The organism is Variovorax sp. Soil_C_12 (assembly GCF_057657375.1).
This window is the reverse complement of record NZ_JBDGIO010000004.1, coordinates 285,740-308,614: the sequence shown is the minus strand read 5'-3', so window position 1 is coordinate 308,614 and position 22,875 is coordinate 285,740. Positions and strand designations below refer to the sequence as shown.

The 22,875-nt window shown below is 70.0% G+C and carries 22 protein-coding genes; 19 read left to right on the top strand and 3 right to left on the bottom strand.

Annotation, left to right across the window (positions count from 1 at the left end; translation table 11 throughout):
* The first annotated feature begins 55 nt into the window (after positions 1–55).
* The 5 genes from AC3A6X_RS13750 to AC3A6X_RS13730 all read left to right on the top strand — a co-directional run bounded on the left by AC3A6X_RS13750 (position 56) and on the right by AC3A6X_RS13730 (position 4,906).
* Positions 56–2,872, top strand: a complete 2,817-nt coding sequence (locus AC3A6X_RS13750) for a PAS domain S-box protein (RefSeq protein WP_487842693.1) — start codon at positions 56–58, stop codon at positions 2,870–2,872.
* Entirely contained in the window at positions 2,872–3,498 is a 627-nt protein-coding gene (locus tag AC3A6X_RS13745) for a response regulator transcription factor (protein ID WP_487842692.1), read from the top strand. Before AC3A6X_RS13750 ends, AC3A6X_RS13745 begins: the two co-directional genes overlap by 1 nt.
* Before the next feature lie 77 nt (positions 3,499–3,575).
* Positions 3,576–3,983, top strand: a complete 408-nt coding sequence (locus AC3A6X_RS13740; RefSeq protein ID WP_487842691.1) for a response regulator transcription factor — start codon at positions 3,576–3,578, stop codon at positions 3,981–3,983.
* Positions 3,984–4,020: 37 nt separating this feature from the next.
* A complete protein-coding gene (locus tag AC3A6X_RS13735; protein WP_487842690.1) occupies positions 4,021–4,269 on the top strand; it encodes a hypothetical protein in 249 nt (82 codons plus the stop codon).
* A gap of 19 nt (positions 4,270–4,288) precedes the next feature.
* Positions 4,289–4,906, top strand: coding sequence for a response regulator transcription factor (locus AC3A6X_RS13730; protein ID WP_487842689.1), 618 nt, complete (start codon positions 4,289–4,291; stop codon positions 4,904–4,906).
* 33 nt (positions 4,907–4,939) lie between these two features.
* Here the strand turns inward: AC3A6X_RS13730 and AC3A6X_RS13725 are convergent, their stop codons facing one another.
* The gene (locus AC3A6X_RS13725) at positions 4,940–5,698 is read right to left on the bottom strand and encodes a tetratricopeptide repeat protein (protein ID WP_487842688.1); all 759 of its coding nucleotides are present in this window, start codon (positions 5,696–5,698) and stop codon (positions 4,940–4,942) included.
* Between the two features lie 130 nt (positions 5,699–5,828).
* Here AC3A6X_RS13725 and AC3A6X_RS13720 point away from each other — a divergent pair, with 130 nt between their 5' ends.
* The 14 genes from AC3A6X_RS13720 (at position 5,829) to AC3A6X_RS13655 (ending at position 20,710) form a co-directional block, all read left to right on the top strand.
* Positions 5,829–6,611 carry a GntR family transcriptional regulator gene (locus AC3A6X_RS13720; RefSeq protein WP_487842876.1) on the top strand — a complete coding sequence of 261 codons (783 nt, stop codon included), beginning with the start codon at positions 5,829–5,831 and terminating at the stop codon, positions 6,609–6,611.
* Positions 6,612–6,628: 17 nt separating this feature from the next.
* The gene (locus tag AC3A6X_RS13715; RefSeq protein ID WP_487842687.1) at positions 6,629–7,831 is read left to right on the top strand and encodes an ABC transporter substrate-binding protein; all 1,203 of its coding nucleotides are present in this window, start codon (positions 6,629–6,631) and stop codon (positions 7,829–7,831) included.
* Between the two features lie 65 nt (positions 7,832–7,896).
* Positions 7,897–8,769 (top strand): branched-chain amino acid ABC transporter permease, encoded by an 873-nt coding sequence (locus AC3A6X_RS13710; RefSeq protein WP_487842686.1) that lies wholly within the window; start codon positions 7,897–7,899, stop codon positions 8,767–8,769.
* A 58-nt stretch (positions 8,770–8,827) separates the two neighbouring features.
* Positions 8,828–9,814, top strand: a complete 987-nt coding sequence (locus AC3A6X_RS13705) for a branched-chain amino acid ABC transporter permease (protein WP_487842685.1) — start codon at positions 8,828–8,830, stop codon at positions 9,812–9,814.
* Positions 9,807–10,574, top strand: coding sequence for an ABC transporter ATP-binding protein (locus AC3A6X_RS13700; RefSeq protein ID WP_487842684.1), 768 nt, complete (start codon positions 9,807–9,809; stop codon positions 10,572–10,574). Before AC3A6X_RS13705 ends, AC3A6X_RS13700 begins: the two co-directional genes overlap by 8 nt.
* A gap of 34 nt (positions 10,575–10,608) precedes the next feature.
* Positions 10,609–11,319, top strand: a complete 711-nt coding sequence (locus tag AC3A6X_RS13695) for an ABC transporter ATP-binding protein (protein WP_487842683.1) — start codon at positions 10,609–10,611, stop codon at positions 11,317–11,319.
* 33 nt (positions 11,320–11,352) lie between these two features.
* Positions 11,353–12,309 (top strand): tripartite tricarboxylate transporter substrate binding protein, encoded by a 957-nt coding sequence (locus AC3A6X_RS13690; RefSeq protein ID WP_487842682.1) that lies wholly within the window; start codon positions 11,353–11,355, stop codon positions 12,307–12,309.
* The gene (locus AC3A6X_RS13685; protein WP_487842681.1) at positions 12,306–13,580 is read left to right on the top strand and encodes a 3-isopropylmalate dehydratase large subunit; all 1,275 of its coding nucleotides are present in this window, start codon (positions 12,306–12,308) and stop codon (positions 13,578–13,580) included. The genes AC3A6X_RS13690 and AC3A6X_RS13685 overlap by 4 nt, the downstream gene beginning before the upstream one ends.
* Entirely contained in the window at positions 13,577–14,077 is a 501-nt protein-coding gene (locus AC3A6X_RS13680) for a LeuD/DmdB family oxidoreductase small subunit (protein WP_487842680.1), read from the top strand. Before AC3A6X_RS13685 ends, AC3A6X_RS13680 begins: the two co-directional genes overlap by 4 nt.
* Complete coding sequence (locus AC3A6X_RS13675) at positions 14,074–15,762, top strand: hydantoinase B/oxoprolinase family protein (RefSeq protein WP_487842679.1); 1,689 nt, start codon at positions 14,074–14,076, stop codon at positions 15,760–15,762. Before AC3A6X_RS13680 ends, AC3A6X_RS13675 begins: the two co-directional genes overlap by 4 nt.
* The gene (locus AC3A6X_RS13670) at positions 15,759–17,819 is read left to right on the top strand and encodes a hydantoinase/oxoprolinase family protein (RefSeq protein ID WP_487842678.1); all 2,061 of its coding nucleotides are present in this window, start codon (positions 15,759–15,761) and stop codon (positions 17,817–17,819) included. Before AC3A6X_RS13675 ends, AC3A6X_RS13670 begins: the two co-directional genes overlap by 4 nt.
* Positions 17,816–18,430: a cysteine hydrolase family protein gene (locus tag AC3A6X_RS13665; protein ID WP_487842677.1), complete on the top strand. Its 615-nt coding sequence runs from the start codon at positions 17,816–17,818 to the stop codon at positions 18,428–18,430. Before AC3A6X_RS13670 ends, AC3A6X_RS13665 begins: the two co-directional genes overlap by 4 nt.
* Positions 18,427–19,854 (top strand): FAD-dependent oxidoreductase, encoded by a 1,428-nt coding sequence (locus AC3A6X_RS13660; protein ID WP_487842676.1) that lies wholly within the window; start codon positions 18,427–18,429, stop codon positions 19,852–19,854. The genes AC3A6X_RS13665 and AC3A6X_RS13660 overlap by 4 nt, the downstream gene beginning before the upstream one ends.
* Positions 19,844–20,710, top strand: coding sequence for an isocitrate lyase/PEP mutase family protein (locus AC3A6X_RS13655; RefSeq protein ID WP_487842675.1), 867 nt, complete (start codon positions 19,844–19,846; stop codon positions 20,708–20,710). Before AC3A6X_RS13660 ends, AC3A6X_RS13655 begins: the two co-directional genes overlap by 11 nt.
* A 24-nt stretch (positions 20,711–20,734) precedes the next feature.
* On the opposite strand, the gene AC3A6X_RS13650 is transcribed toward AC3A6X_RS13655, so the two are convergent.
* Both AC3A6X_RS13650 and AC3A6X_RS13645 read right to left on the bottom strand, forming a co-directional pair.
* A complete protein-coding gene (locus AC3A6X_RS13650; RefSeq protein ID WP_487842674.1) occupies positions 20,735–21,625 on the bottom strand; it encodes an amino acid ABC transporter substrate-binding protein in 891 nt (296 codons plus the stop codon).
* Positions 21,626–21,663: 38 nt separating this feature from the next.
* Positions 21,664–22,860 carry a pyridoxal phosphate-dependent aminotransferase gene (locus AC3A6X_RS13645; RefSeq protein ID WP_487842875.1) on the bottom strand — a complete coding sequence of 399 codons (1,197 nt, stop codon included), beginning with the start codon at positions 22,858–22,860 and terminating at the stop codon, positions 21,664–21,666.
* Positions 22,861–22,875: the final 15 nt, after the last annotated feature.

Genomic DNA, 22,875 nt, shown 5'->3' with positions numbered 1-22,875 from the left:
ACCGGCGCTGCGCGACATGCTGCGGCTCACATGCCGCGGCGCCTAGGAGTCGCTCGTGACGAAACGTAATGATGAGGAAACGCTGCCGCGCCCGCCGTGTCGGCCTTTCGAGCGGCGGGCCGAAGCCTTGCTGCGCGAGCACGCCAACCTGCTGAATCTCACGCACGACGCCATGATCGTGCGCGACATGGCAGCATCGATCACCTACTGGAATCGCGGCGCCGAGGAAATGTATGGATGGACGGCCGAAGAGGCGCTCGGCCGGTCCGCGCCCGAGCTGCTGAAGACCGTCTCCGCCGTGCCGCTCGAGCAGATCGAATCGCAGGTGCTGCGCACCGGACGCTGGGAAGGCGAGCTGGTGCATCACAGGCGAAACGGAACGCCGGTGGTCGTGGCGAGCCGCCTGGCATTGCAGCGAGACGAGCGGGGCGAAGCGGTGGCGATCCTCGCGACCAATACCGACATCACCCAGCAGAAGCGGGCCGAGGAGGCCCGGCAGGATCTCGAGGAGCAATGGCGAGCTGCCTTCGAAGCGAATCCCACGATGTACTTCATCATCGATGCGGCCGGCGCGATCTTGTCGGTGAATCCCGTCGGCGCAGAGCAGCTGGGTTGGCGCGTGAGCCAGCTGATCGGCCAGCCGGTGCTGAACGTGTTCCACGAAGCCGATCGGGAATTCGTCCAGGGAAATGCCGAGGAGGCTTTCCGGCACCCGGGGCGCGTGATGCGCTGGAGGGCGCGCAAGGTCCGCAAGGACGGCACGCTGCTGTGGGTCCGGGAGTCGGCCAACGCGGTCGTGCTGCGCAGCGGACCGGTGCTGCTCGTGGCGTGCGAGGACATCACCGAGCGCAAGCACGCCGAGGAGGCGTTGCGCGAGAGCGAGGAGCGCTTTCGCACGCTGGTGAAGTTCTCTTTCGACGTGTACTGGGAGAGCGACGCCGAGCATCGCTTCACCCGGCAGGAGTATTCCGCCCGGTTCGACCGCGCGCCGGCGGCGGGCTCGGAGATCGGCAAGACGCGGTGGGAAGTGCCCTATCTGGAGCCGGACGAGGAGGCCTGGCGCCGGCACCGCGCAGCGCTCGATGCCCATGTCCCGTTCCGCGACTTCGAGCTCGCCCGGGCGACGTCCGACGGCGGCATACGCCATGTGTCGGTATCGGGGCTGCCGATGTTCGACGAGGCGGGGCACTTCACCGGCTACCGCGGCGTCGGGCGGGACATCACCGAGCGCAAGCGCGCCGAAGATGCGCTGCGCGCGCACCTGGGGTTCCTGGAAAGCATGAACCGCGTCAACCGCGCCATGCAGGGGACCAACGACCTCGAGAAGATGATGAGCGATGTGCTCGATGCAGTCCTCGACATCTTTGCCTGCGACCGGGCATGGCTCACCTATCCGTGCGATCCGCAGGCTCACTCATGGCGCGCGGTCATGGAACAGACGCGGCCCGAGTTTCCCGGCGCATTCAAGCTCGGCGCCGAGCTGCCCCTCGATTCGGAGGTTGCTGCGGTGTTCCGGACGGCGCGCGCTGCGAGCGGTGCCGTGCCCTTCGGTCCGGGCTGCGAGCTCCAGGTGTCGGCGCAGCTCGCGGAGCGTTTCAGCATCCGATCCGTGCTCGCCATGGCGCTGTACCCCATGGTCGATCAGCCTTACCTCTTCGGGCTGCACCAGTGCTCGCGTCCTCGCACCTGGACGGCGCAGGAGAGGCGGCTGTTCGAGGAGATCGGGCATCGGCTGTCCGACGCGCTCACCAGTCTTCTCATCTTCCGCAGCCTTCGCGAAAGCGAATATTTGACGCGGCAGGTGTTCGAGAGCGCCTCCGATGGCGTGGCCGTGATCGGCCGGGATTACCGCTATCAAAGGGTCAACGAGGTCTACGGGCGCACTTGGAGGACGCCGGCGGAGGCGATCGTCGGTACGCATGTCGCCGATGTCCTCGGGAGCGACTTCTTCTATCGCACCGTGAAGCCGAGCCTCGACCGCTGTTTTGCCGGGGAGCAGTTCACGTTCGCGGAATGGTCCACGACCGAACTCGGGCGCATCTACCTGTCGGTGTCCTACTCGCCGCTGCGGCTCGGCTCGGAGCATGCGGAGGCTGCGCTCGTGATCACGCGCGATCTCACGCACCACGTCCTCGCGTCGGAAGCCCTGCGCGAGGCGCAGGCAGCGCTTGCGCGAGTCAACCGCGTGACCACGCTCGGCGTGCTCGCGGCCTCGATCGCGCACGAGGTCAACCAGCCGCTGGGGGCCATGGTCGCGAGCGCCGGGTCGTGCGCGCGCTGGCTCGCGGCCCAGCCGCCCGAGATCGACAAGGCGCAGCGCTCGCTCGAACGCATTGCCAGGGACGGCAAGCGCGCGAGCGAGGTCATCGACCGCATCCGCGCCCTGGTCATGCGCCAGCCGCCACGGCGGGACCGCGTCGACGTCAACCAGGTCATCCTCGACGTGATTGCGTTCACGCGCGACCAGATGCGCCGCAACGACATTGCGCTCGAGACCACGCTCGCCGACGGCCTGCCGCCCGTGTGGGGCGACAGGGTGCAGCTCCAGCAGGTGGTGGTCAACCTGATCGTCAATGCCATCGAGGCCATGAGCGCGCCCGGCGATCGCCCCCGACAGCTGGTCATCGGCGCGCGCGAAACGGAGGGTGGGGTGTGTGCCGAGGTGCGCGACTCGGGCCCCGGCATCGCGTCCGACATCTCGGACAAGCTCTTCGAGCCCTTCCATACCTCCAAGGCGCAGGGCATCGGCATGGGGCTCTCGATCAGCCGCTCGATCATCGAGGCCCACGGCGGCCAGCTCTGGACCGAGCCGAACCTGCCTCACGGCGCCGTGTTCCAGTTTTCGCTGCCGGTCGGGCAACGGGAGCCGTAGTGGCAACCGAGCGGCCCGTCGTCTTCGTGGTCGACGACGACCTGGCGATGCGCGAGGCCCTCCAGGATCTCCTCGCCTCCGTCGGCATGGACGTGCGGGTTTTCGCCTCGACGCAGGAGTTCATGCAGGCGCAGCGCCCGGACGCGCCCGGCTGCCTGGTGCTCGACGTGCGGCTGCCCGGCGCCAGCGGCTTGAGCTTCCAGGAAGAGCTCCCGCGGGCAGGCGTCGACCTGCCGGTGATCTTCATCACCGGGCACGGCGACATTCCGATGACGGTGCGCGCCATGAAGGCCGGCGCCGTCGAGTTCCTGAGCAAGCCCTTCCGCGACCAGGAGCTGCTCGATGCGATCGATGCCGCGATCGAGCGGCACCGCACGCAGCGCCGCGAAAGGGCGCTCGTTGCGGCGCTGCGGCAACGCTACGCCGCGCTCACCCAGCGGGAGCGCGAAGTCATGGCGCTGGTGAGTGCCGGCCGTGTGAACAAGCAGATCGCGGCCGAGCTGGGCATCAGCGAGGCCACCGTCAAGGTCCACCGCGGGCAGATCATGCGCAAGATGCAGACGACCTCCCTGGCGCAGCTCGTGCGCATTGCGGACACGCTGGGTCTCTCCACCCCGAAGCCCTAACCGTCTAAACCAAAGTCGTAGAGCGCGCGACGCATGTGCAATGGCCTTGCGCGCGCGATCGGCCTAGTCTTGCGCCAATGCTCAAGACCCGCCAAAAAATCCAGATGCCCAACCAACCGACCGTAGCGATCGTGGACGACGATGCGTCGGTTCGCGAGACCACGAAGGACCTGCTCGACTCCGCCGGCTTGTCCTCCGCCACCTTCGACTCGGCCGAGAGCTTCCTGCAATCGAAGGGCACGTGCGCCATTCGGTGCCTCGTCGCCGACATGCGCATGCCGGGGATGACCGGGCTCGAGCTGTGCAGCCACCTGGTCTCCTCCGGCACCCCGATTCCCACGATCCTGATCACCGCCTACTCCGACGAACAGGCGTGCGTGCGCGCCTTGGAGACGGGCGTGACCTGCTTTCTCACAAAGCCTTTCCGTCCGGAAGACCTCCTCGCCTGCATCGAGACCGCTCTGCGCGAACGCCATCCTGCGTGAGGCGCAAGACCTTGTTTCCTGGAGCCGCTTCATTGCAATGAACCAAGACGACACCGCCATGCACGCCGCCCCCGATTCATCCGTTGCACAGTCCGCCTTCGAGCTGCGCTTTCCCTCTCTCAGCGGCACGGGCCGCGCCCTGTCGTTTCCCTGCGATGCCAGCGGCACGGTGCACATGGACGGCTTGAGCGCACGCGCGCTGAACAATTACCTTCTTGCGCGCGCACTGACGGGCCGCGAATACGGGTGGCCCAGCGTGCAGGCCTCGTGCCACGTGCAAAGCTGAAGAACGCAGGAGCAATGCAATGAACGATCGGTCTGCCGAAATCCCGGGCGGCGGGGTGTCGTTCCAGGGTCCGGCTCTCTTTGCGTCGCTTGCGGGCGAAGAAGACGCGGCGGAGGCCGACCGCGCAGTGACGGTCATCATCGGCGTCGCCTCGCCCGCGCTTCTGTGCAGCCTCGAATCGCTCGTGAGCGGCACCGAGGGCCTCGCTTTCGGGTGCTCGGCGCCCACCACGGACCGATTGCTCGCCTGCTGCATGGAGGCCGGGGACTGCATCGCGCTGGTGGATCCGGCCCTCGGTCCGCAGGGGCTGCGCGCATTCATGCAATTGCTCCGCATGATGGCGGCCGGAGTGCGCGTCGTGCTGATCAGCGACATGCATTCGCCGCACATGCTGCGGGAGGCGATCCGGTGGGGCGCCAGCGGATTCGTCGAGAAGACGGCGCCGCCCGCCGAGATCCGCGCCGCGCTGGTCGCCGCCGCCCGCTCGCAACGCTACCTTTCGCCGCGCATGGCGGAGGACCTGGCCGATTCCTTCGTGCTGCGGAACCTGACCCCACGCGAGAGGAATGCGCTCGCCGTCCTCACGCGCGGCGACTGCAACAAGCTCATCAGCTCATTGCACCCGAACTGGCAGTGACGGCTTCGTGGCCGGGCCCGCCACGTTCGCGTCTCACAGCGGCGTCGGCCGTCCCGGCAGCGTCATGCGGCCGCGCGCACGCAGGCTCTCGATGAGCCGTAGCTCCATCTGTGCCACCTGGTCGTTCGCATCGAGCGCAAGGCAGCGCCGGTAGCGCGCCTCGGCCTCTTCCAGGCGGCCCATCTCGATCAGCGCGAAGCCCTGGCCGCGCAGGGCGCGGGTCTGGTGGCGGACCTTCTCGTCGTCCAGGGAGAACGCGGTCGCGCGCTCGGCCTCGGTGAAGACTTCGAGCGCCTTCGTCCAGCTCTTGTCGATCTGGTAGGTGTGGCCGAGCTCGGAGCGGAACTGGGCGTTGGCCGGCGCGAGCTCGATCGCGCGCTCGAGCGCGCGGCGCGCGTCGGGGATGCGCTCGAGCTCCACCAGCGCATAGCCCTTGAGGTACTCGGCATGGCTCCAGGTCGGGCCGACGTCGATCGCGCTCTGGCGATCGTTCGCCGCCTGGACCATGTAGTGGAGGCTTTCGGCCCGCGTGCGCGCGCTGTAGATGCGCGCCTTGCTGTCGCGGTAGCGGGCCTCGAAGCGGCCGATCAGGCCGTCGAGCACCCGCAGGCCTTCCGCGGGCTTGCGCTGCTTGACCAGCAGGCCGGCCTTCTCGAAGTCGGCCAGGTCCTCGGCCTGCGTCGCCTGCGTCGCCCGCGCAATGGGCGGCTGCGGGCCCGTGCCCGGGCCGCTCGCGCAGCCCGAGGCAAGAACGATGAGGGCCATGGCCGGCGCCAGCAGCACTTTGATCATGGATCGCAACTCCTTGTCGCCAACGAGCTTAGCGGAAGCGCGGTGCCGGCGGGAGTTTCGTCGAATGGCGGCTCCAAATGTCCCATTGACAGAACATTCGAAGTGTTCAACGATCCCGTCCATGTCGCAGATGCCCTTGCCCAAGTACCACCAGATCTACCTGGTGCTGCGCGAGCAGCTGGAGGAAGGGCGCTTCGCCGACGGCGTGCCGGGCGAGCTGTCGCTGATGGAGCAGTTCGGCGTGGCGCGCGTCACGGTGCGGCGCGCGCTGGAGCGGCTGTCGTCCGAAGGCCTGATCTCGCGCAACCCCGGGCGCCGCACCCGCCCGCTGCCGCCGGCCGCGGCGGCCGAGCCGCGCGAGGGAGAAAGCCAGACCCGTGCCAACCTGCACGGCCTGCTGGAGAACCTGGTCACCATGGGCCTGCGCACGTCGGTCAAGGTGATCGACGTGGCGACCGTGTGCGCCTCCAGCCAGGTGGCCGAGGCGCTGCAGCTTCAGCTCGGCGAGGCGGTGCAGAAGGCGGTGCGCGTGCGCTCGACGCGCGAGGGGCCGCTGTCGCACATCACCACCTACGTGCCGGGCGACGTGGGGCGGCGCTTCGGCCGCCGCGAGCTCGCCAAGAAGCCGATCCTGGTGCTGCTGGAGGAGGCCGGCGTCAGGGTCGGCCGCGCGCACCAGACCATTTCCGCGCGCCTGGCCGACAACGTGCTGGCCGAGCATCTCGAAATCTCGGTCGGCTCGGCCCTCCTGGCCGTGCGCCGCCTGGTCTACGACCAGGACGAGCGGCCCGTGCAGTGGCTGCACGGCTTCTACCGGCCCGATCGCTACGCCTATGAGATGCAGCTGTCCCGCGTGGGCAGCATCGACGCCAAGGTGTGGGTCAGCAAGGACGTGTCCGCCCCATTCAACTAAGCAGAAGGAAAAGCCCCATGCCGAATCGCCGCCGTTTCATGTCGCAGTCCGCTGCGATGGCCTCCGCCGTCGCCTTCCCGCTCGTGGCCGGCGCGCAGCCGAAGACCGTCAAGGTCGGCGTGCTGCATCCGGTGACCGGGCCGCTCGCCTATTCGGGCCAGCAATGCCGGCTCGGCGCGCAGCTGGCCATCGAGGACATCAACAAGGCCGGCGGCATCAAGTCGCTGGGCGGCGCGCAGATCGAGGCGCTGCTGGGTGACGCCCAGTCGCAGCCGCAGGCCGGCACCGCCGAGGTCGAGAAGATGAACGAGGCCGGCGTCGCGGCCATCGTCGGCGCCTACGCCTCCGCGATCTGCCTGGCGACCACGCAGGCGGCGGCCAAGTACAACCTGCCGCACGTGGTGGACGTGGGCGTGGCCGACCAGATCGTCGAGCGCGGCCTGAAGAACACCTTCCGCTTCGGCCCCGGCTACAAGAAGTCCACCGAGGTGGCGATGGCCAATCTCCTGGTGCTCAACAAGGCCGCGGGCAGCCCGGCCAAGACGGTGATGATCATCCACGAGGAGTCGCTGTTCGGCGCCGGCACCGCGCAGCTGCTGTCGCGCGAGCTGCCGGGCTACGGCTTCGACGTGAAGGAGGTGGTGAAGCACGCCAACCCGACGCGCGACTTCAACAACATCGTGCTGCGCATGAAGTCGGTCAACCCCGACATCGTGATCCCCGCCAACTACTACAACGAGTACGCGCTGCTGGTGCGCACCATGCAGCAGCAGAAGGTGGCGCCCAAGGCCATCTTCTCGGTGCTGGGCGGGGCGGCCTCGAGCTACAAGTTCGTGAAGGAGTTCCCGGACGCGGCCAACGGCATCATCGACTGCAACCACTGGTTCAACCCGAAGGACAAGCGCTCGCACGAGCTGCGCAAGCGGGTGGAGGCCAAGGGGCAGTTCTTCAGCTACGAGGTGTTCATGACCTACACCGCGATGTGGCTGCTGGCCGATGCGCTGGAGCGCGCGAAGTCGGCGGAGCGCGCGGCGCTCATCGATGCGCTGGAGAAGAGCAAGTTCTCCGATCACATGATGCCGTACGGGCCGACGCGCTTCGTCAACGGGCAGAACGAGGGGGCGCAGCCGCTGATGACGCAGGTGGTGAAGAACGACATCAAGGTGATCATTCCGCGGGACTACCGCGAGGTGGAGCCGGTGTTTCCGATGAAGGCATGAAGATGGGACTCGCCTTGTCTGGTCCCCTCTCCCTCTGGGAGAGGGGGTAATACGGAAACCCGACCGTGCTCGACTTCGGCATCCTCTTCCCCTCCGTGCTCAACGGCCTCACGACCGGCGCCGTCTACGCGCTGATCGCGCTCGGCCTCACGCTGATCTACGGTGTGCTGCACATCATCAACTTCGCGCACGGCGCCTGCCTGATGCTGGCGCTGTACGCGGTGTACTTCCTCAAGGAGCGTCTGGGCATCGATCCCTATCTCGCGCTGCCCGTCGTGGTGCCCGGCATGTTCGCGCTGGGCTACGGCCTGCAGCGCATCGTGATCAACCGTGCCGGCCACGGCAAGGACGAGAACATCCTGCTGGCCACGCTGGGCATCGCGATCGTGATGGAAAACCTGGCGCTGATCTTCTTCAAGTCCGACACGCGCAACATCGACACGGCCTACTCGCTCAGCACCGTCGCGATCGGTCCCGCGATGATTGCGGTGCCGAAGCTGGTGGCCTTCGCGGGCGCGCTGGTGGTGTCGGCGCTGCTGTTCTGGATCATGGGCCGCACCGACCTGGGCCGCGCCATCCGCGCGGTGGCCAAGGAGAAGGAGGGCGCCAAGCTGATGGGCATCGACGTCGACCATGTCTATGCCATGAGCTTCGGCATCGGCCTGGCCTGCCTGGGCGCGGCGGCCTGCTTCCTGCTGCCGGCGTACTACGTGAACCCGCAGGTGGGCAGCGGCTTCGTGCTGGTGGCCTTCACCATCGTGGTGCTGGGCGGCATGGGCAGCTTCGTCGGCGCGCTGGTCGGTGGCCTGCTGGTGGGCGTGGTGGAGTCGCTGGGCGGGCTGTACCTCGGCGAGTCGCTGGGGCAGATCGGCATCTTCGCGATCTTCATCGGCGTGGTCCTGTTCCGGCCCGAGGGCATGTTCGGGGCGCGGGCATGAGACGCCGGGCCGCTCCCAAGTCGAATAGCACCGCAGCGCGCAGCGCGGAGGTTGCCCAATGAGCGATCTCGGCAAGCAAGGCGGGCGCCAGCTCGCACTGATCGCGCTGTTCGCCGTGCTGGTGGCCTGCGTGCCGTTTCTCACCCGCTCGGGCACCGTGCTCAATTTCGTGATGATGGCGCTCTACGCCACCCTGCTGGCGCAGGCCTGGAACATCCTCGGCGGCTTCGGCGGGCAGTTCTCCTTCGGGCATGCGCTCTTCTTCGGGACCGGGGCCTACATCCAGGCCATCGCGCAGCTGCAAGGCGGCATCAATGCCTGGGCCGCGCTGGCGCTGGCCATCCTCGGCGCCGCGCTGGCGGGCCTCTTCGTCGGTGCCCTGAGCTTTCGCTATGGGCTCAAGGGCTCCTACTTCGCGCTGGTCACGCTGGCCTTCGCGGAGGTCTTCCGAATCCTCGCGCTGTCGGTGCCCTTCACCGGCGGCGGCGTCGGGCTGATGGTGCCGCTGCGCGAGTCCGCGGCCAACCTGCAGTTCGGCTCGCGCAGCGGCTACCTGTGGCTGGTGCTGGGCTTCGTGGTCGCCGCGCTGCTCCTGAGCTGGTGGCTGCGCCGCAGCCGCTTCGGCGCCTACCTGCAGGCGGTGCGCGACAACGAGGACGCGGCGCGCGCGGTGGGCGTGAATCCCTTTCGCATCAAGCTCGCGGCCATCGGCCTGTCGGGCGCCTTCATGGGCGCGGCCGGCGCCTTCTACGTGCAGGTGTTCCAGTACATCGATCCGGGTATTGCCTATGGCGCCTCCACCTCGGTGGAGGCGCTGGTCGCGGCCATCGTGGGCGGCATGGGCACGCTGTGGGGGCCGGTGCTGGGCGCGGTGGTGCTGCACGTGCTGGCCGACCTCACGCGCAACCTGTTCGGCGAGCTGCCGGGCATCAACATGGTGATCTACGGCGTGGTGCTGGTGCTGATCGTGATCTTCCTGCCGCGCGGCATCGCCGGCCTGGGGCTGTCGGTACGCCGGCTGTGGAAAGGGGGCCGGCATGGCTGAGCCGCTGCTGCAGCTGTCCGGCATCTCGCGTTCCTTCGGCGGGCTGAAGGCGGTGCAGGACGTGAGCCTGGCCGTGCCCGAAGGCCGCTTGTGCGCGCTGATCGGGCCCAACGGCGCGGGCAAGACCACGCTGTTCGCGCTGATGTCGGGCTTCCTCAGGCCCGACAGCGGCACGGTGCGCTTCGCCGGCCAGGACATCACCGGCCGCGAGCCGCATCGCAACGCACTGCTGGGCATGACCCGCACCTTCCAGATCGTGAAGCCCTTCGCCGCCCAGACGGTGCGCGAGAACATCGCGGTCGGTGCGCACCTGCACGAGCGCAGCCGCGCGGCTGCGCTGGCGCAGGCCGAGCAGGTGGCGCAGCAGGTTGGCCTGGCGCCGCAGCTGGACAAGCCGGCCTCCGATCTCACCGTCGCCGGCCGCAAGCGCCTGGAGCTGGCGCGCGCGCTCGCCACCCGGCCGCGCCTGCTGCTGCTGGACGAGGTGCTGGCCGGACTCAACCCGCAGGAGATCGCCGAGATGATGCCGGTGGTGCGTGGCATCGCCGACAGCGGCGTGACCGTGCTGATGATCGAGCACGTCATGCAGGCCGTGATGCATCTCGCCGAGCACGTGTGGGTGCTGGCGCAGGGGCGGCTGATCGCGGAAGGCAATCCGCAGCAGGTCACCTCGAACGAGCAGGTGGTCGAGGCCTACCTGGGCCATGGCACGGCGGCGCGCCTGCGCAAGGCCAGCGCGCCGGTGGAGGTGGCGGCATGAGTGGCAGGGGCGCTCCCAAGGCGAAGGTACTCCAATGACCGCGCTCCTCGACATCAAGAGCCTGCGCGGCGGCTACGGCCGCACCGAGGTGCTGCGCGGCGTCGACCTCGAGGTGCGCGCCGGCGAGATGGTGGCGCTGCTCGGCAGCAACGGCGCCGGCAAGTCCACGCTCAACAAGATGGTCTGCGGCCTTTGCCCGGCCTGGAGCGGCACGGTGCGTTTCGACGGGCAGGACCTGAGCGGCGCGCACTACCGCGAGGTGGTGAAGGCCGGGCTGATCCAGGTGCCCGAAGGGCGCAAGGTGTTCCCCAACCTCAGCGTGCTGGAGAACCTGGAGCTCGGCTCCTTCACCCGCGCCCGCGAGCGCCGCGCGCTCAACCTCGAGCGCGTGTTCGCGATCTTCCCGCGCCTGAAGGAGCGCCTCGCCCAGCAGGCCGGGACCATGAGCGGCGGCGAGCAGCAGATGCTCGCCATCGGCCGCGGCCTGATGGCCGAGCCGGTGCTGCTGATCCTCGACGAGCCCTCGCTGGGCCTGTCGCCGCTGCTGGTGGAAGAGATGTTCTCCCTGATCCGCCAGCTGCGCGACGACGGCCTCGCGGTGCTGCTGGTCGAGCAGAACGTGGGCCAGTCGCTGGAGATCGCGGATCGCGCCTATGTGCTGGAGAACGGCAGCGTGCGCTTCTCCGGCGAGCCGCAGGCGCTGCTCGCGAGCGACGAGCTGCGGCGCGCCTACCTCGGGCTCTGAGCCCATTGCGTTTACGAACGAAGAGACACATCCATGAAACGTCGAGACCTCCTCATCGCGCCCGCCGCCGCCGTGCTGGCGGGCGCCGCGCGCGCCCAGATCGGCGGCGCCCCGGTACGCATCCTGGTCGGCGCGCCGGCCGGCGGTTCCACCGACACGCTGGCGCGCACCCTGGCCGCCAGCATGGGGCCGGTGCTGAACCGCCCGGTGATCGTCGAGAACCGGCCCGGCGCCGGCGGCAACATCGCGGCCGAGGCGGTGGCCAAGGCGGCGCCCGACGGCAACACGCTGCTGATGAGCTTCACCAGCCACGCGATCAACGCCACGCTCTACCCCCAGCTCCCCTTCGACCCGGTGAAGGACTTCAGCGCGCTGACCTGCGTCGCGACCTCGCCCTCGGTGCTGGTGGCGCATCCCTCGGTGCCGGCCAACAACGTGCGCGAGCTGATCGCGCTGGCCAAGGCCAAGCCGGGCCAGCTCAATTTCGCGATCGGCGGCATCGGCTCCTCGCTGCACATGGCGGGCGATGCCTTCAAGATGCAGTCGAACACCTTCATCGTGAACATCCCCTACCGCGGCACCGCGCCGGCCGTGCAAGACGTGCTCGCCGGCCAGGTGCAGCTGATGTTCGCGGCGGTGGGCAACGTGCAGGCGCATATCAAGGCCGGCAAGCTCAAGGCGCTGGGCGTGACGACGGCGAAGCGCCTGCCTTCGCTGCCCGAGGTGCAGGCCATCGCCGAGACGCTGCCCGGCTACGAGTCCAGCGCCTGGTTCGGCCTCTTCGGCCCGGGCGGCCTGCCGCCCGAGCTGGCGAAGCGCATCAGCGACGCCGCCCGGCAGGCCATCGCGCAACCCGAGATGCGCAGGCGCCTGGAGACCGAGGGCGCGATCCCCGTGGGCAATGCGCCCGAGCAGTTCTCGGCCTTCGTGCAGAGCGAGATCGTGCGCTGGGGCAAGGTCGTGAAGTTCTCCGGAGCGAAGCCGGAATGACCGCCGCCGCCCGTGCGCCGCAGACGCTGGCGCAGAAGCTGATCGCCCGCGCCTGCGGCCGCGCGCAGGTGGCGGTCGGCGAGATCGTGAGCTGCGGCGTGGACCTCGCGATGTTCCACGACTCCTCCGGCCCGCGCCGGCTCCAGCCCATGCTCGAGGAGCTGGGCGCCGAGCTCTGGGACAAGTCGCGCGTGGTGCTGGTGATGGACCACTACGTGCCCGAGCGCGACGAGGACTCGCGCCGCATCGTGCGCATCGCGCGCGACTGGGCACGCGACCAGGCGCTGCCCCATGTCTACGACAGCCAGGGCATCTGCCACGTGGTGGTGCCGCAGCATGGCCATATCCGGCCCGGCATGCTGTGCGTGGGCGGCGATTCGCATTCGCCCACCGGCGGCGCCTTCGGTGCCTACATGTTCGGCGTGGGCAGCACCGAGATGCTGGGCGTGGTCGTCACCGGGCAGATCTGGCTGCGCGTGCCCGAGACCATCCGCCTGTGGTGGGACGGCGCCCTGCCGGCCGGCGTCACGGCCAAGGACATGATGCTGTCGATGATCGGCCGCTTCGGCATGAACGGCGGGCGCTACCAGGCGGTGGAGTTCTGCGGGCCGGCGGTGACGGCGCTGTCGATGCAGGAGCGCATGACGCTGTCGAACATGAGCGCCGAGCTGGGCGCGCAGGCCGGGCTGATCGCACCCGATGCGACCACCGCCGCCTTCCTGGCCGAGGCCGGCGTGCCGGCGGTGGACACTGCACCCTGGTTCACCGATGCCGATGCCGACTTCGAGCTGCACCGCTTCGACGCCGCCGCGCTGGAGCCGCAGGTGGCGGCGCCGCACAGCCCGGCCAATGCACACGGCGTGAGCCGCGATGCCGGCACTGCGATCGACGTGGCCTACATCGGTGCCTGCACCGGAGCCAAGCTCGACGACCTGCGCGCCGCCGCGCAGGTGCTGCGTGGGCACAAGGTGGCCGCCGGCGTGCGCCTGATCGTGGCGCCCGCCAGCCTGCGCGATCAGGAACGGGCGCGCGAGGAGGGTGTGCTGCAGGCCCTGCTGGACGCCGGCGCCGAGCTGTACCCGACGGCCTGCGGCGCCTGCTCCGGCTACGGCGATCCGATCGGCGATGTCACCGTGATCTCCACCACCGCGCGCAACTTCAAGGGCCGCATGGGCTCGCCCAATGCGCAGGTGTACCTGGGCTCCCCCTACACCGTGGCCGCGTCGGCGCTGCGCGGGTGCGTGACCGATCCGCGAGAGGTGCTCGCATGATCCATCGCGTCTGGCGCCTCCCCGCCGACATCGACACCGATGCGCTCGCCCCCGGCCATGCGATGAAGCACGGCATCGACGTCATTGCGCAGCACTGCCTCGAAGCCGTGCGCCCGGAGTTCGCGCGCGAGGTCCGGCCGGGCGACGTGATCGTGGCCGGCCCCAACTTCGGCATCGGCTCCTCGCGCGAGCAGGCCGCGGCGGTGCTGGTGCAGCTGGGCGTGGCGGCCGTGATCGCACCCTCGTACAGCGGCCTGTATTTCCGCAACGCCTTCAACCTCGGGCTGCTGCTGCTGACCTGCGCCGAGGCCGAGTCGCTGCAGGAGGGTGAGCAGGTCTCCCTGGACGTCGACCAACCGGCCGTGCGCAGCGCCGATGGCCGCGTGCTCGCCTGTGAGCCGGTGCCGGCTTTCCTGATGGAGATGGTGCGTGCCGGTGGCCTGCTCGCGCAGCTGCGCCGGCGCTTCAAGGACCAACCCGACAAGGCTTCGACATGAGCGACCCCACCCTCGACCCCGTCACCCTCGCCGTGCTGCGCGGCCGCCTCGAGCAGGTGGCCGACGAGATGGACGCCACGCTCTACCGCAGCGCCTTCAACCCCATCATTGCCGAGGCGCACGACGCCTGCCACGGCCTCTACGACGCGCAGTCCGGCGACACGCTGGTGCAGGGCAAGTCGGGCCTGCCGGTGTTCGTCGGCGCCATGGCCTTCGCCGTGCGCGCGACGGCGAAGGTGGCCGCGGCGCGCGGCGGCATGCAGGACGGCGATATCTGGATCAGCAACGACGCCTACGAGGGCGGCACCCACGCCAACGACTTCAAGCTGGTGCGGCCCTTCTTCCGCCACGGCAAGCTCTACTGCCACATGGCCTCGGCTGCGCACTGGCACGACGTGGGCGGTGCGGTGCCCGGCAACTACAACCCGGCCGCCACCGAGTGCTGGCAGGAGGCGGTGCAGATCCCGCCGGTGCGCATCGTGCGCGCAGGCCAGCTCGACCCCGACGTGCTCGCCATCCTGCGCGCCAACACACGCCTGCCCGAGAGCCTGTGGGGCGACCTCAACGGCCAGCTGGCCGCACTCGACCTGGGTGCCAAGCGGCTGCACGGCCTGCTCGACGAGTACGGCGATGCCCTGGTGCTGCAAGCCATGGGCGAGCTGCGAAGCCGCGCGCTCAAGCTGATGCGCTCGCACATCGCCTCGCTGCCCGACGGCCGCTACAGCTTCGAGGACCTGCTGGACAACGACGGCATCACCCCCGAGCCGCTCACCATCGCACTCGACATGACGGTGGCGGGCGACCGGCTGCGGCTGGACTTCTCGCGCAGCTCGCCGCAGTGCGCGGGGCCGGTCAACATCTCGCGCGCGACCGCGGTGGCAGCCTGCTACGTCGCGCTCAAGCACCTGTTCCCGGACGTGCCGGCCAATGCCGGCGTGCTGGACGCGGTGGACTTCGAGATCCCCGACCGCCTGGTGATCAGCGCCGAGCGGCCGCGCCCGATGGGCGGCTACACGGAAACGATCCTGCGCATGATCGACGTGATCTTCAGCGCCGCCGCGCAGGCCGATCCGAAGCGCGCCGTGGCGCAGGCCTACGGCACCATCAATGCGCTGTCGATCGCGGGCCACCGCAGCGACGCGGGGCGCGAGGGCCAGCGCTGGGTGATGTTCAGCTTCTTCGGCGGCGGCCACGGGGCCCATTCGGGCGGCGATGGGTTGTCGCATGGCAATGCGCCGATCTCCACCGCGACCATTCCGCCGCTGGAGATCCTGGAGGCCGCGTACCCGGTGCGCTTCACCGAATGGTCGCTGCGCGCCGATTCGGGCGGCGACGGCCAGCACCGCGGCGGCCTGGGCGCGGTCTACGAGATCGAGCTGCTGGAGAAGGACGCCGAGGTCTTCGTCTTCGGCGAGCGCGGCAGCTCGCCGCCCAAGGGCATCGCAGGCGGCGGCCCGGGCGCGCTCAACGTCTTCCGCTACGAGAACGAGGGCACCTGGCACATACCGCCCATGGTGTCGAAGATGCGCGGCATCCGGCTCGCGCGCGGCGAGCGCGTGCGCCTGGAGACGCCGGGCGGCGGCGGCTGGGGCGCCCCGGCCGAGCGCCGCCCCGAGCAGCGCGAATGGGACCGGGACATGGGCTACGTGAGCGCCGAAGCCACCGGCCGGAAAGAAAGCGAATGACAGCACAAAACCAGAAAGCCGGCGGCGCGCTGGTGGTCGGCGTCGACGTGGGCGGCACCTTCACCGACCTCTTCGTGCTCGACGAGGCCAAGGGCACGGCCCGCATCGTCAAGGTGCCCTCGACCCGCGGCGAGGAAGCGCGCGGCTTCATGAATGGCATGGCCGGCGTGGCCGACTCGGCCGCGGCCATCGCGACCATCGTGCACGGCACCACCGTCGGCACCAATGCCTTGCTCGAACGCAAGGTGGCGAAGACCGGCATCCTCACCACGCGCGGCTTTCGCGATGTGCTGGAGATGCGCCGCCGCGACCGGCCGCAGACCTGGGGCCTGCGCGGCAGCTTCGTGCCGGTGGTGCCGCGCCGGCTGCGGCGCGAGGTGGACGAGCGCGTGCTGGCCGACGGCAGCATCCACACGCCGGTGGACCTGGCCCAGGTGCGCAACGAGGCGCGCGCGCTGCTGGCCGAGGGCTGCGAGGCGATCTGCGTCTTCTTCATCAACACCTACGCCAATCCCGAGAACGAGCGGCGCGCGGTCGCCGCGGTGCGCGCGCTCTGGCCGAACGCGCATGTGACCTCGGCTGCCGAGGTGCTGCCGGAGATCCGCGAGTTCGAGCGCTGCTCCACCGCCACCCTCAATGCCGCGCTGCAGCCGGTGGTGGGCAACTACCTCGAACGGCTCGAATCCGACCTGCGCGGCCAGGGCTTCAGCGGCGAACTGCTGGTGGTGCAGAGCAACGGCGGCGTGATGTCGCGCGCCACCGCCGGCGAGCTGCCGGTGCGCACCGCGCTGTCGGGGCCGGCAGCCGGCGTGATCGCCTGCGCCGAGATCGCGCGCGCCGCGGGCTTCCCGAACGCGATCACCGGCGACATGGGCGGCACTTCCTTCGACGTCTCGCTGATCGCCAACGGCGAGGCGGCGCTTGCGGCGCAGACCGCGATCGACTTCGGCATGGTGATTCGCTCGCCCATGATCCAGATCGAGACCATCGGCGCCGGCGGCGGCTCCATCGCCTCGGTGGACGCCAGCGGCATGCTGCAGGTGGGCCCCGAGTCGGCCGGCAGCGTGCCGGGGCCGGCCTGCTACGGCCGCGGCAACCTGCGGCCCACCGTGACCGATGCCAATGTGCTGCTGGGCCGCATCGCCGCCGACCGGCCGCTGGGCGGCGGGCTGCTGGCGGCGCTGGATGCCGGCAAGGCACGCGAGGCGATCGAGATGCACGTGGCGAAGCCGCTGGGGCTGGAGGTGCATGCCGCGGCGGAAGCCATCCTCACGGTCGCGAACGCGCGCATGGCCGGTGCGATCCGGCTGGTGTCGATCGAGCGCGGCCACGACCCGCGCCGCTTTGCCTACATGCCCTTCGGTGGCGGCGGCGCGCTGCATGTGTGCGCGATGATGCGCGAGGTCGGCGTGGCGATTGGCATCGTGCCGCGCTATCCGGGCGTGACCTCGGCGCTGGGCTGCGTGATCGCCGACATGCGGCACGACGCGGTGCAGACCCTCAACCGCCCGCTGGACGATCTCGACGTCGAGGCCCTGCGGCAGCGGGTCGCCGAGCTGGCCGAGGGGTGCCAGCAGCGCCTCGACTCGGCCGGCGTGCGTTTCGAGCAGGTGCGCGAGGTTGTCGCTCTCGACATGCTCTACGCCGGCCAGACCCACACGCTGCCCGTGCCGCTGCCCGGCGCCGAAGCGCTGACGCGCGAGGGCATCCGCGGTGCCTTCGAGGCTGCCTATGCCGTCGCCTTCGGGCGCGTGCTGAAGGGCATCGGCATTCGCGTGATGAACCTGCGCTATGCGCGCATCGGCGTGCGACCCAAGTTCGACCTGGCCGTGCTTGCGCCGGAAGGGGAGGGCAGCGTGGCGCCGCTGGGCACGCAGCGCGTGTTCCACCAGGGGCACTGGCACGAGGCGGTGCGCTTCGCGCGGCTGGCGTTGCCGGTGGGCACGCGCATCGAAGGGCCGGCGATCCTCGAGCAGGCCGACACCACCGTGTGGCTCGAGCCCGGCTTCCAGGCCGAGGTCGATGCCTTCGGCAACCTGCTGGTGAGGCTCGCATGAGCGGGGATGCCCGCATCGCGGCCGCGAAGACCGCGCTGGTCGTCATCGATCTGCAGAACGACTTCATGGACCCCAAAGGCGCCTATGCGCGCGGCGGCGACAGCAACCCGGCGGCGGCCCCGCTGCCGGCACGCGCGGCCGCCGTGGCGCGTTCGCTCAAGGCCGGCGGTGGCATGGTCGCCGCGAGCCAGTTCACGCTGTGGCCCGGCGCGGACGGCGAGCCCATGATCTCGCCGCACCTCAAGGCCCTGCGGCCCTTCCTGCGCAAGGGCGACTTCGCACCCGGCAGCTGGGGGCAGGCCAACGTCGACGCGCTCGCCGGCCTGGTCGACGTCACGGTCTGCAAGGTCGCGTACTCGGCGTTCTTCAACACCCAACTCGACTGGTTGCTGCGCCGCGCGGGCATCGAGACGGTGGCCGTGTGCGGCATCGTCACCAACGGCGGCGTCGCCAGCACGGTGCGCGATGCCCATATGCGCGACTACCGCACGCTGGTGCTCGCCGACGGGTGCGCGGCCTTCGGCGAGGAACGGCACCAGACCTCGCTGGCCGACATGCGCAACGTGGCCGAGGTGATGGACTGCGCGGGCTTCGTGCAGCGGCTCGCATGACGCAAGAATCGGAGGCGCCGCTGCGCCGCGTGCAGCGCGCGGCGCGGATCGACGCCGAGGCGCAGGCCCCCGTCGCGATCGTCGGGGCGGGGGCCTGCGGGCTCACGGCGGCGCTGATGCTGCACGACGCCGGCGTCGACTGCGTGGTGCTGGAGCGCGATGAACAGCCGAGCGGCTCGACGGCGCTGTCATCCGGCTTCATTCCCGCGCCCGGCACGCGCGTGCAGCGCGAGCGCGGCGTCGAAGACAGCCCCGAGCGCTTCGCCGCCGACATCCAGGCCAAGGCCCACGGCCGCGCGGCACCAGCGCTGGTGCGGGCCTACACCGAGGCCATCGGCCCGGCGCTCGATGCGCTGCAGGCGCGCCACGGGCTGCAGTGGACGCTGCTCGACGGCTTTCTGTACCCGGGCCACGGCGTGCATCGCATGCACAGCCTGCCGCAGAAGACCGGCGCCGCGCTGATGGCGGCCTTGCAGGCGGCGACGGAAGCGGCCGGCATTCCGGTGCTGACGCAGGCGCTGGCCGAAACGCTGTGGCTCGACGACGCCGACCGCGTGATCGGCATCGGCCTCCGCCGGCCCGACGGCCGCGAAGAGCGCATCGCCTGCGAGGCCCTGCTGCTCGCCTGCAACGGCTTCGGCGGCAACACGGCGATGGTGCGCGAGCTGCTGCCCGAGATGGCCGAGGCCACCTTCGGCGGGCATGTGGGCAACGACGGCAGCGCCATCCTCTGGGGCCGGGCGCTGGGCGCGCGGCTGCGCGACCTGGGCGGCTACCAGGGCCACGGTTCCTGGGTCACGCCGCAGGGCGCGCTGATGTCCTGGGCCGTGATGATGGAAGGCGGCGTGCAGCTCAACCGCGAGGGCCGGCGCTTCCACGACGAGACCCAGGGCTATTCCGAGGCCGCGGTGAAGGTGCTGGCCCAGCCGGGCGGCGTCGCCTGGAACGTGTTCGATGCGCCGCTGCTGGCGCTGGCGCGCGAGTTCCCCGATTTCCGCGAGGCCGAGGCGGCCGGTGCCTTGCGCCGCTGCGACACCGTGGCGCAGTTGGCCGCGTGCATCGGCTGCGATGCGGCGGCGCTGCAGGCCACGCTCGACGCCTTGCACCGTATCGATCCGCCGCCGGACGGCCGCGTGTTCCAGCGCGCTCTTGCTGCGCCGTACTTCGCGGTCAAGGTCACGGGCGCGCTGTTCCACACCCAGGGCGGTCTCGACGTCGCGCCCGACATGCGGGTGCTGCGCGCGGATGGCAGCGCCATGCCCAACCTGCTGGCCGCGGGCGGCGCGGCCGGGGGCGTCTCGGGCGATGCGGTCTGGGGCTATCTCTCGGGCAACGGGCTCCTGAGCGCGGTCGCCGGCGGCGCCATCGCGGCGCGCACGGCGGCGGCGCTCCTCGACACAGGAAGGAACGACCATGGCGAATGACATTTCCCTCAAGACACGGCTGGCCTCGCGCGACATCGTGCTCGCGCCCGGCGTCTACGACGCACTGAGCGCGCTGGTCGCCGAACAGGCCGGCTTCGAGGCGCTGTACCTCTCGGGCGCCTCGATCGCCTACACGCGGCTGGGCCGCTCCGACGTCGGCCTCACCACTTTCACCGAGGTGGCCGACACGCTGGCCCGCATTTGCGAGCGCGTCGCGCTGCCGGTGATCGTGGATGCCGACACCGGCTTCGGCAACGCGCTCAACACCCAGCGCACGGTGCGCGGCTTCGAGCGCGCGGGCGCCGCGATGATCCAGCTGGAGGACCAGGGCTTTCCCAAGCGCTGCGGCCACCTGGACGGCAAGACGGTGGTGCCCGTGCGCGAGATGGAAGGCAAGCTCAAGGCCGCGCTCGATGCGAGGGCTTCAGCCGACACGCTGATCCTCGCGCGCACCGATGCGCTTGCCGTCGAAGGCCTGGAGGCCGCGCTCGACCGGGCCGAGGCCTACCTGGCCTGCGGCGTGGACGCGCTCTTCATCGAGGCGCTGCGCTCGCCCGAGCAGATGGCCGTGGCCTGCAAGCGCTTTGCGGACCGTGTGCCCTTGCTGGCCAACATGGTCGAGGGCGGCAAGACGCCGGTGCAGGATGCGGATGCGCTGCAGGCGCACGGCTTCCGCATCGCGATCTTCCCGGGCGGCACGGCGCGCGCGGTGGTGCATACGCTGCAGGGCTACTACGGGAGCCTGCACCAGCATCGGACCACGCAGCCCTGGCGCGACCGGATGCTCGACTTCGACGGCCTCAACGAGGTGATCGGTACGCCCGAGCTCATGGCGCTCGGCAAGCGCTACGAATAGCCGCAGCGCGGCCGGGGCGGGAACTCAGACGCCCTTGTTGTTCGGGTTCTTGTAGACCTCGCGCACTGGCTCCGTCATCGGGAAGCTGAGGTTCACGCCATTCGGCGGAATCGGCTTGGTGAACCACTTCGCATAGAGCGCGTCGACGGCGCCCGACTTCATCAGCCCCGCAACGGTCTGGTCCACCAGCTCCTTGAACTGCGCGTCGTCCTTGCGGTACATGATGCCGTAGGGCTCCTGGCGCAGCGACTCCTTCAGGATCTTGTAGTCGCCGGGCGCGGTCGAGCTGGCGATCAGGCCCGCGAGCTGCACGTCGTCGAGGATATAGGCCACGGCGCGGTCGCTGGCCAGCAGCAGGAAGGCGTCGGCCGTGTCCTTGCCCGAGATCTCCTGCACGTCGATGTTCTCGGTCTTGCGATAGCCGCGCAGCAGCTGGATGGCGGTGCTGCCGGTCACGGTGGCCACGGTCTTGCCCTTCAAATCGGCCAGCGAGTTGATGCCGGAGTTCTTCTTCACCGCCGCGGTGATGTTGGTGACGAAGTGGCTGGGCGCGAAGCCCACCTGCTGCTGGCGCGCGGTGGTGTTGGTGGTGGTGGCGCAGTCCAGGTCGACGGTGCCGTTCTGCAGCAGCGGAATGCGGTTGGTCGAGGTGAGGATGGTGTAGCGCACCTGCAAGCTGCCCAGGGCCAGCTTGGCCTTCACCGCGTCGACGATCTTCATGCAGATCTCGTTGGTGAAGCCGATCGGGTCGCCGGAGCCGGTGGGTTTGTAGGAGAAGGGCAGCTGGGTGTCGCGCGCGCCGATGGTGATGATGCCGCTCTCCTTGATCTTGGCGAGCGTGTCGTTCTGGGCCAGGGCCGCGGAGCACAGCGAGACCAGGGCCAGCGCGGGGAGGAGGGAGCGCTTGAATTTCATGGACGTCTTTCGTGAAAGGTGGAAATGGAAGGGGCCGCTCAGGCCAGCAGGGCGACGGCGTCGCGGATCGCCGCGCAGCCGGCCTCGATCTGGTCGATGGAGGTCGCGAAGGACAGGCGCAGGTGCGCCGGCATGCCGTAGGAACTGCCGTCGATGGCGGCGACGCCGGCGTGGTCGAGCAGGAACAGCGTGACGTCCAGATCGTTGGCGAGCACGCGGCCCTCCGGCGTCTTGCGCCCCAGCAGCCCGGCGACGCTCGGGAAGACGTAGAAGGCGCCGTCCGGCGCGGTGCAGCGAATGCCAGGGATGCGGTCCAGCAGTTCCGTCATGCGGTCGCGGCGCGTCTCGAACAGGCGGCGCGCCTCGGCCACGCAGTCCTGCGGCCCGTTCAGCGCGACCGCCGCGGCGGCCTGGCTCATGGCGCTGGCGCAGGTGGTGGTCTGGGAGGCGAGCAGGGTGAGGGCCTTGACCAGCGCCACAGGCCCCGCGGCATAGCCCACGCGCCAGCCGGTCATCGCGTAGGCCTTGGACACGCCGTTCACCAGCAGCGAGCGCACGGCCAGGTCGGGCGCGACGTTCAGCGGCGAGAAATGCCGCGCCTCGCCGTAGACGAAGTGCTCGTAGATCTCGTCCGTCATCAACCACACCTGCGGGTGCATGCGCAGCACGGCGCAGAGGGCTTCCAGCTCCTGTCGCGTGTAGACCGCGCCGCTCGGGTTGTTCGGCGTGTTGAGGATCAGCCAGCGCGTACGCGGCGTGATCGCCTTCTGCAACGCGTCGGCCGTGAGCTTGAAGCCGGTGGCGGCATCGGCTTCGGCGATCACCGGCGTGCCGCCGTTGAGCAGCACCATGTCGGGGTAGGAGACCCAGTAGGGCGCGGGGACCACCACTTCGGCGCCTTCGTTCAGCGTGGCGGCGAGCGCGTTGAAGATCAGGTTCTTCGCGCCGACGCCCACCATGATCTCCTCGGGGCGGTACGCGAGCGCGTTCTCGCGCGCCAGCTTGGCGGCGATGGCCTCGCGCAGGGCGGGCGTGCCCGCCGAGCCGGTGTAGCGGGTGTGGCCCTGCGCCAGGGCCGCGACGGCGCCTTCGACGATGTGCGCGGGGGTGGGGAAGTCCGGCTCGCCGAGGGTGAAGTCGACGATCCCGCGGCCGGCGGCGCGCAGCGCGTCGACGCGCGCCTTGGCCGCGATGCTGGGGGAGGGCTTGACGGCGCCGAGGCGCGAGGAAAGCAGGGTGTTCACGGTGGG

Excerpts from the sequence above, each read along its gene's own strand:
- AC3A6X_RS13705 (WP_487842685.1), top strand. The coding sequence starts at position 8,828 with ATGAGCGATCTCGGCAAGCAAGGCGGGCGCCAGCTCGCACTGATCGCG.
- AC3A6X_RS13730 (WP_487842689.1), top strand. The coding sequence starts at position 4,289 with ATGAACGATCGGTCTGCCGAAATCCCGGGCGGCGGGGTGTCGTTCCAG.
- AC3A6X_RS13660 (WP_487842676.1), top strand. The coding sequence starts at position 18,427 with ATGACGCAAGAATCGGAGGCGCCGCTGCGCCGCGTGCAGCGCGCGGCG.
- AC3A6X_RS13680 (WP_487842680.1), top strand. The coding sequence starts at position 13,577 with ATGATCCATCGCGTCTGGCGCCTCCCCGCCGACATCGACACCGATGCG.
- AC3A6X_RS13665 (WP_487842677.1), top strand. The coding sequence starts at position 17,816 with ATGAGCGGGGATGCCCGCATCGCGGCCGCGAAGACCGCGCTGGTCGTC.
- AC3A6X_RS13670 (WP_487842678.1), top strand. The coding sequence starts at position 15,759 with ATGACAGCACAAAACCAGAAAGCCGGCGGCGCGCTGGTGGTCGGCGTC.
- AC3A6X_RS13675 (WP_487842679.1), top strand. The coding sequence starts at position 14,074 with ATGAGCGACCCCACCCTCGACCCCGTCACCCTCGCCGTGCTGCGCGGC.
- AC3A6X_RS13715 (WP_487842687.1), top strand. The coding sequence starts at position 6,629 with ATGCCGAATCGCCGCCGTTTCATGTCGCAGTCCGCTGCGATGGCCTCC.
- AC3A6X_RS13650 (WP_487842674.1), bottom strand. The coding sequence starts at position 21,625 with ATGAAATTCAAGCGCTCCCTCCTCCCCGCGCTGGCCCTGGTCTCGCTG.
- AC3A6X_RS13685 (WP_487842681.1), top strand. The coding sequence starts at position 12,306 with ATGACCGCCGCCGCCCGTGCGCCGCAGACGCTGGCGCAGAAGCTGATC.
- AC3A6X_RS13655 (WP_487842675.1), top strand. The coding sequence starts at position 19,844 with ATGGCGAATGACATTTCCCTCAAGACACGGCTGGCCTCGCGCGACATC.
- AC3A6X_RS13740 (WP_487842691.1), top strand. The coding sequence starts at position 3,576 with ATGCTCAAGACCCGCCAAAAAATCCAGATGCCCAACCAACCGACCGTA.
- AC3A6X_RS13700 (WP_487842684.1), top strand. The coding sequence starts at position 9,807 with ATGGCTGAGCCGCTGCTGCAGCTGTCCGGCATCTCGCGTTCCTTCGGC.
- AC3A6X_RS13725 (WP_487842688.1), bottom strand. The coding sequence starts at position 5,698 with ATGATCAAAGTGCTGCTGGCGCCGGCCATGGCCCTCATCGTTCTTGCC.
- AC3A6X_RS13720 (WP_487842876.1), top strand. The coding sequence starts at position 5,829 with ATGCCCTTGCCCAAGTACCACCAGATCTACCTGGTGCTGCGCGAGCAG.
- AC3A6X_RS13735 (WP_487842690.1), top strand. The coding sequence starts at position 4,021 with ATGAACCAAGACGACACCGCCATGCACGCCGCCCCCGATTCATCCGTT.
- AC3A6X_RS13695 (WP_487842683.1), top strand. The coding sequence starts at position 10,609 with ATGACCGCGCTCCTCGACATCAAGAGCCTGCGCGGCGGCTACGGCCGC.
- AC3A6X_RS13690 (WP_487842682.1), top strand. The coding sequence starts at position 11,353 with ATGAAACGTCGAGACCTCCTCATCGCGCCCGCCGCCGCCGTGCTGGCG.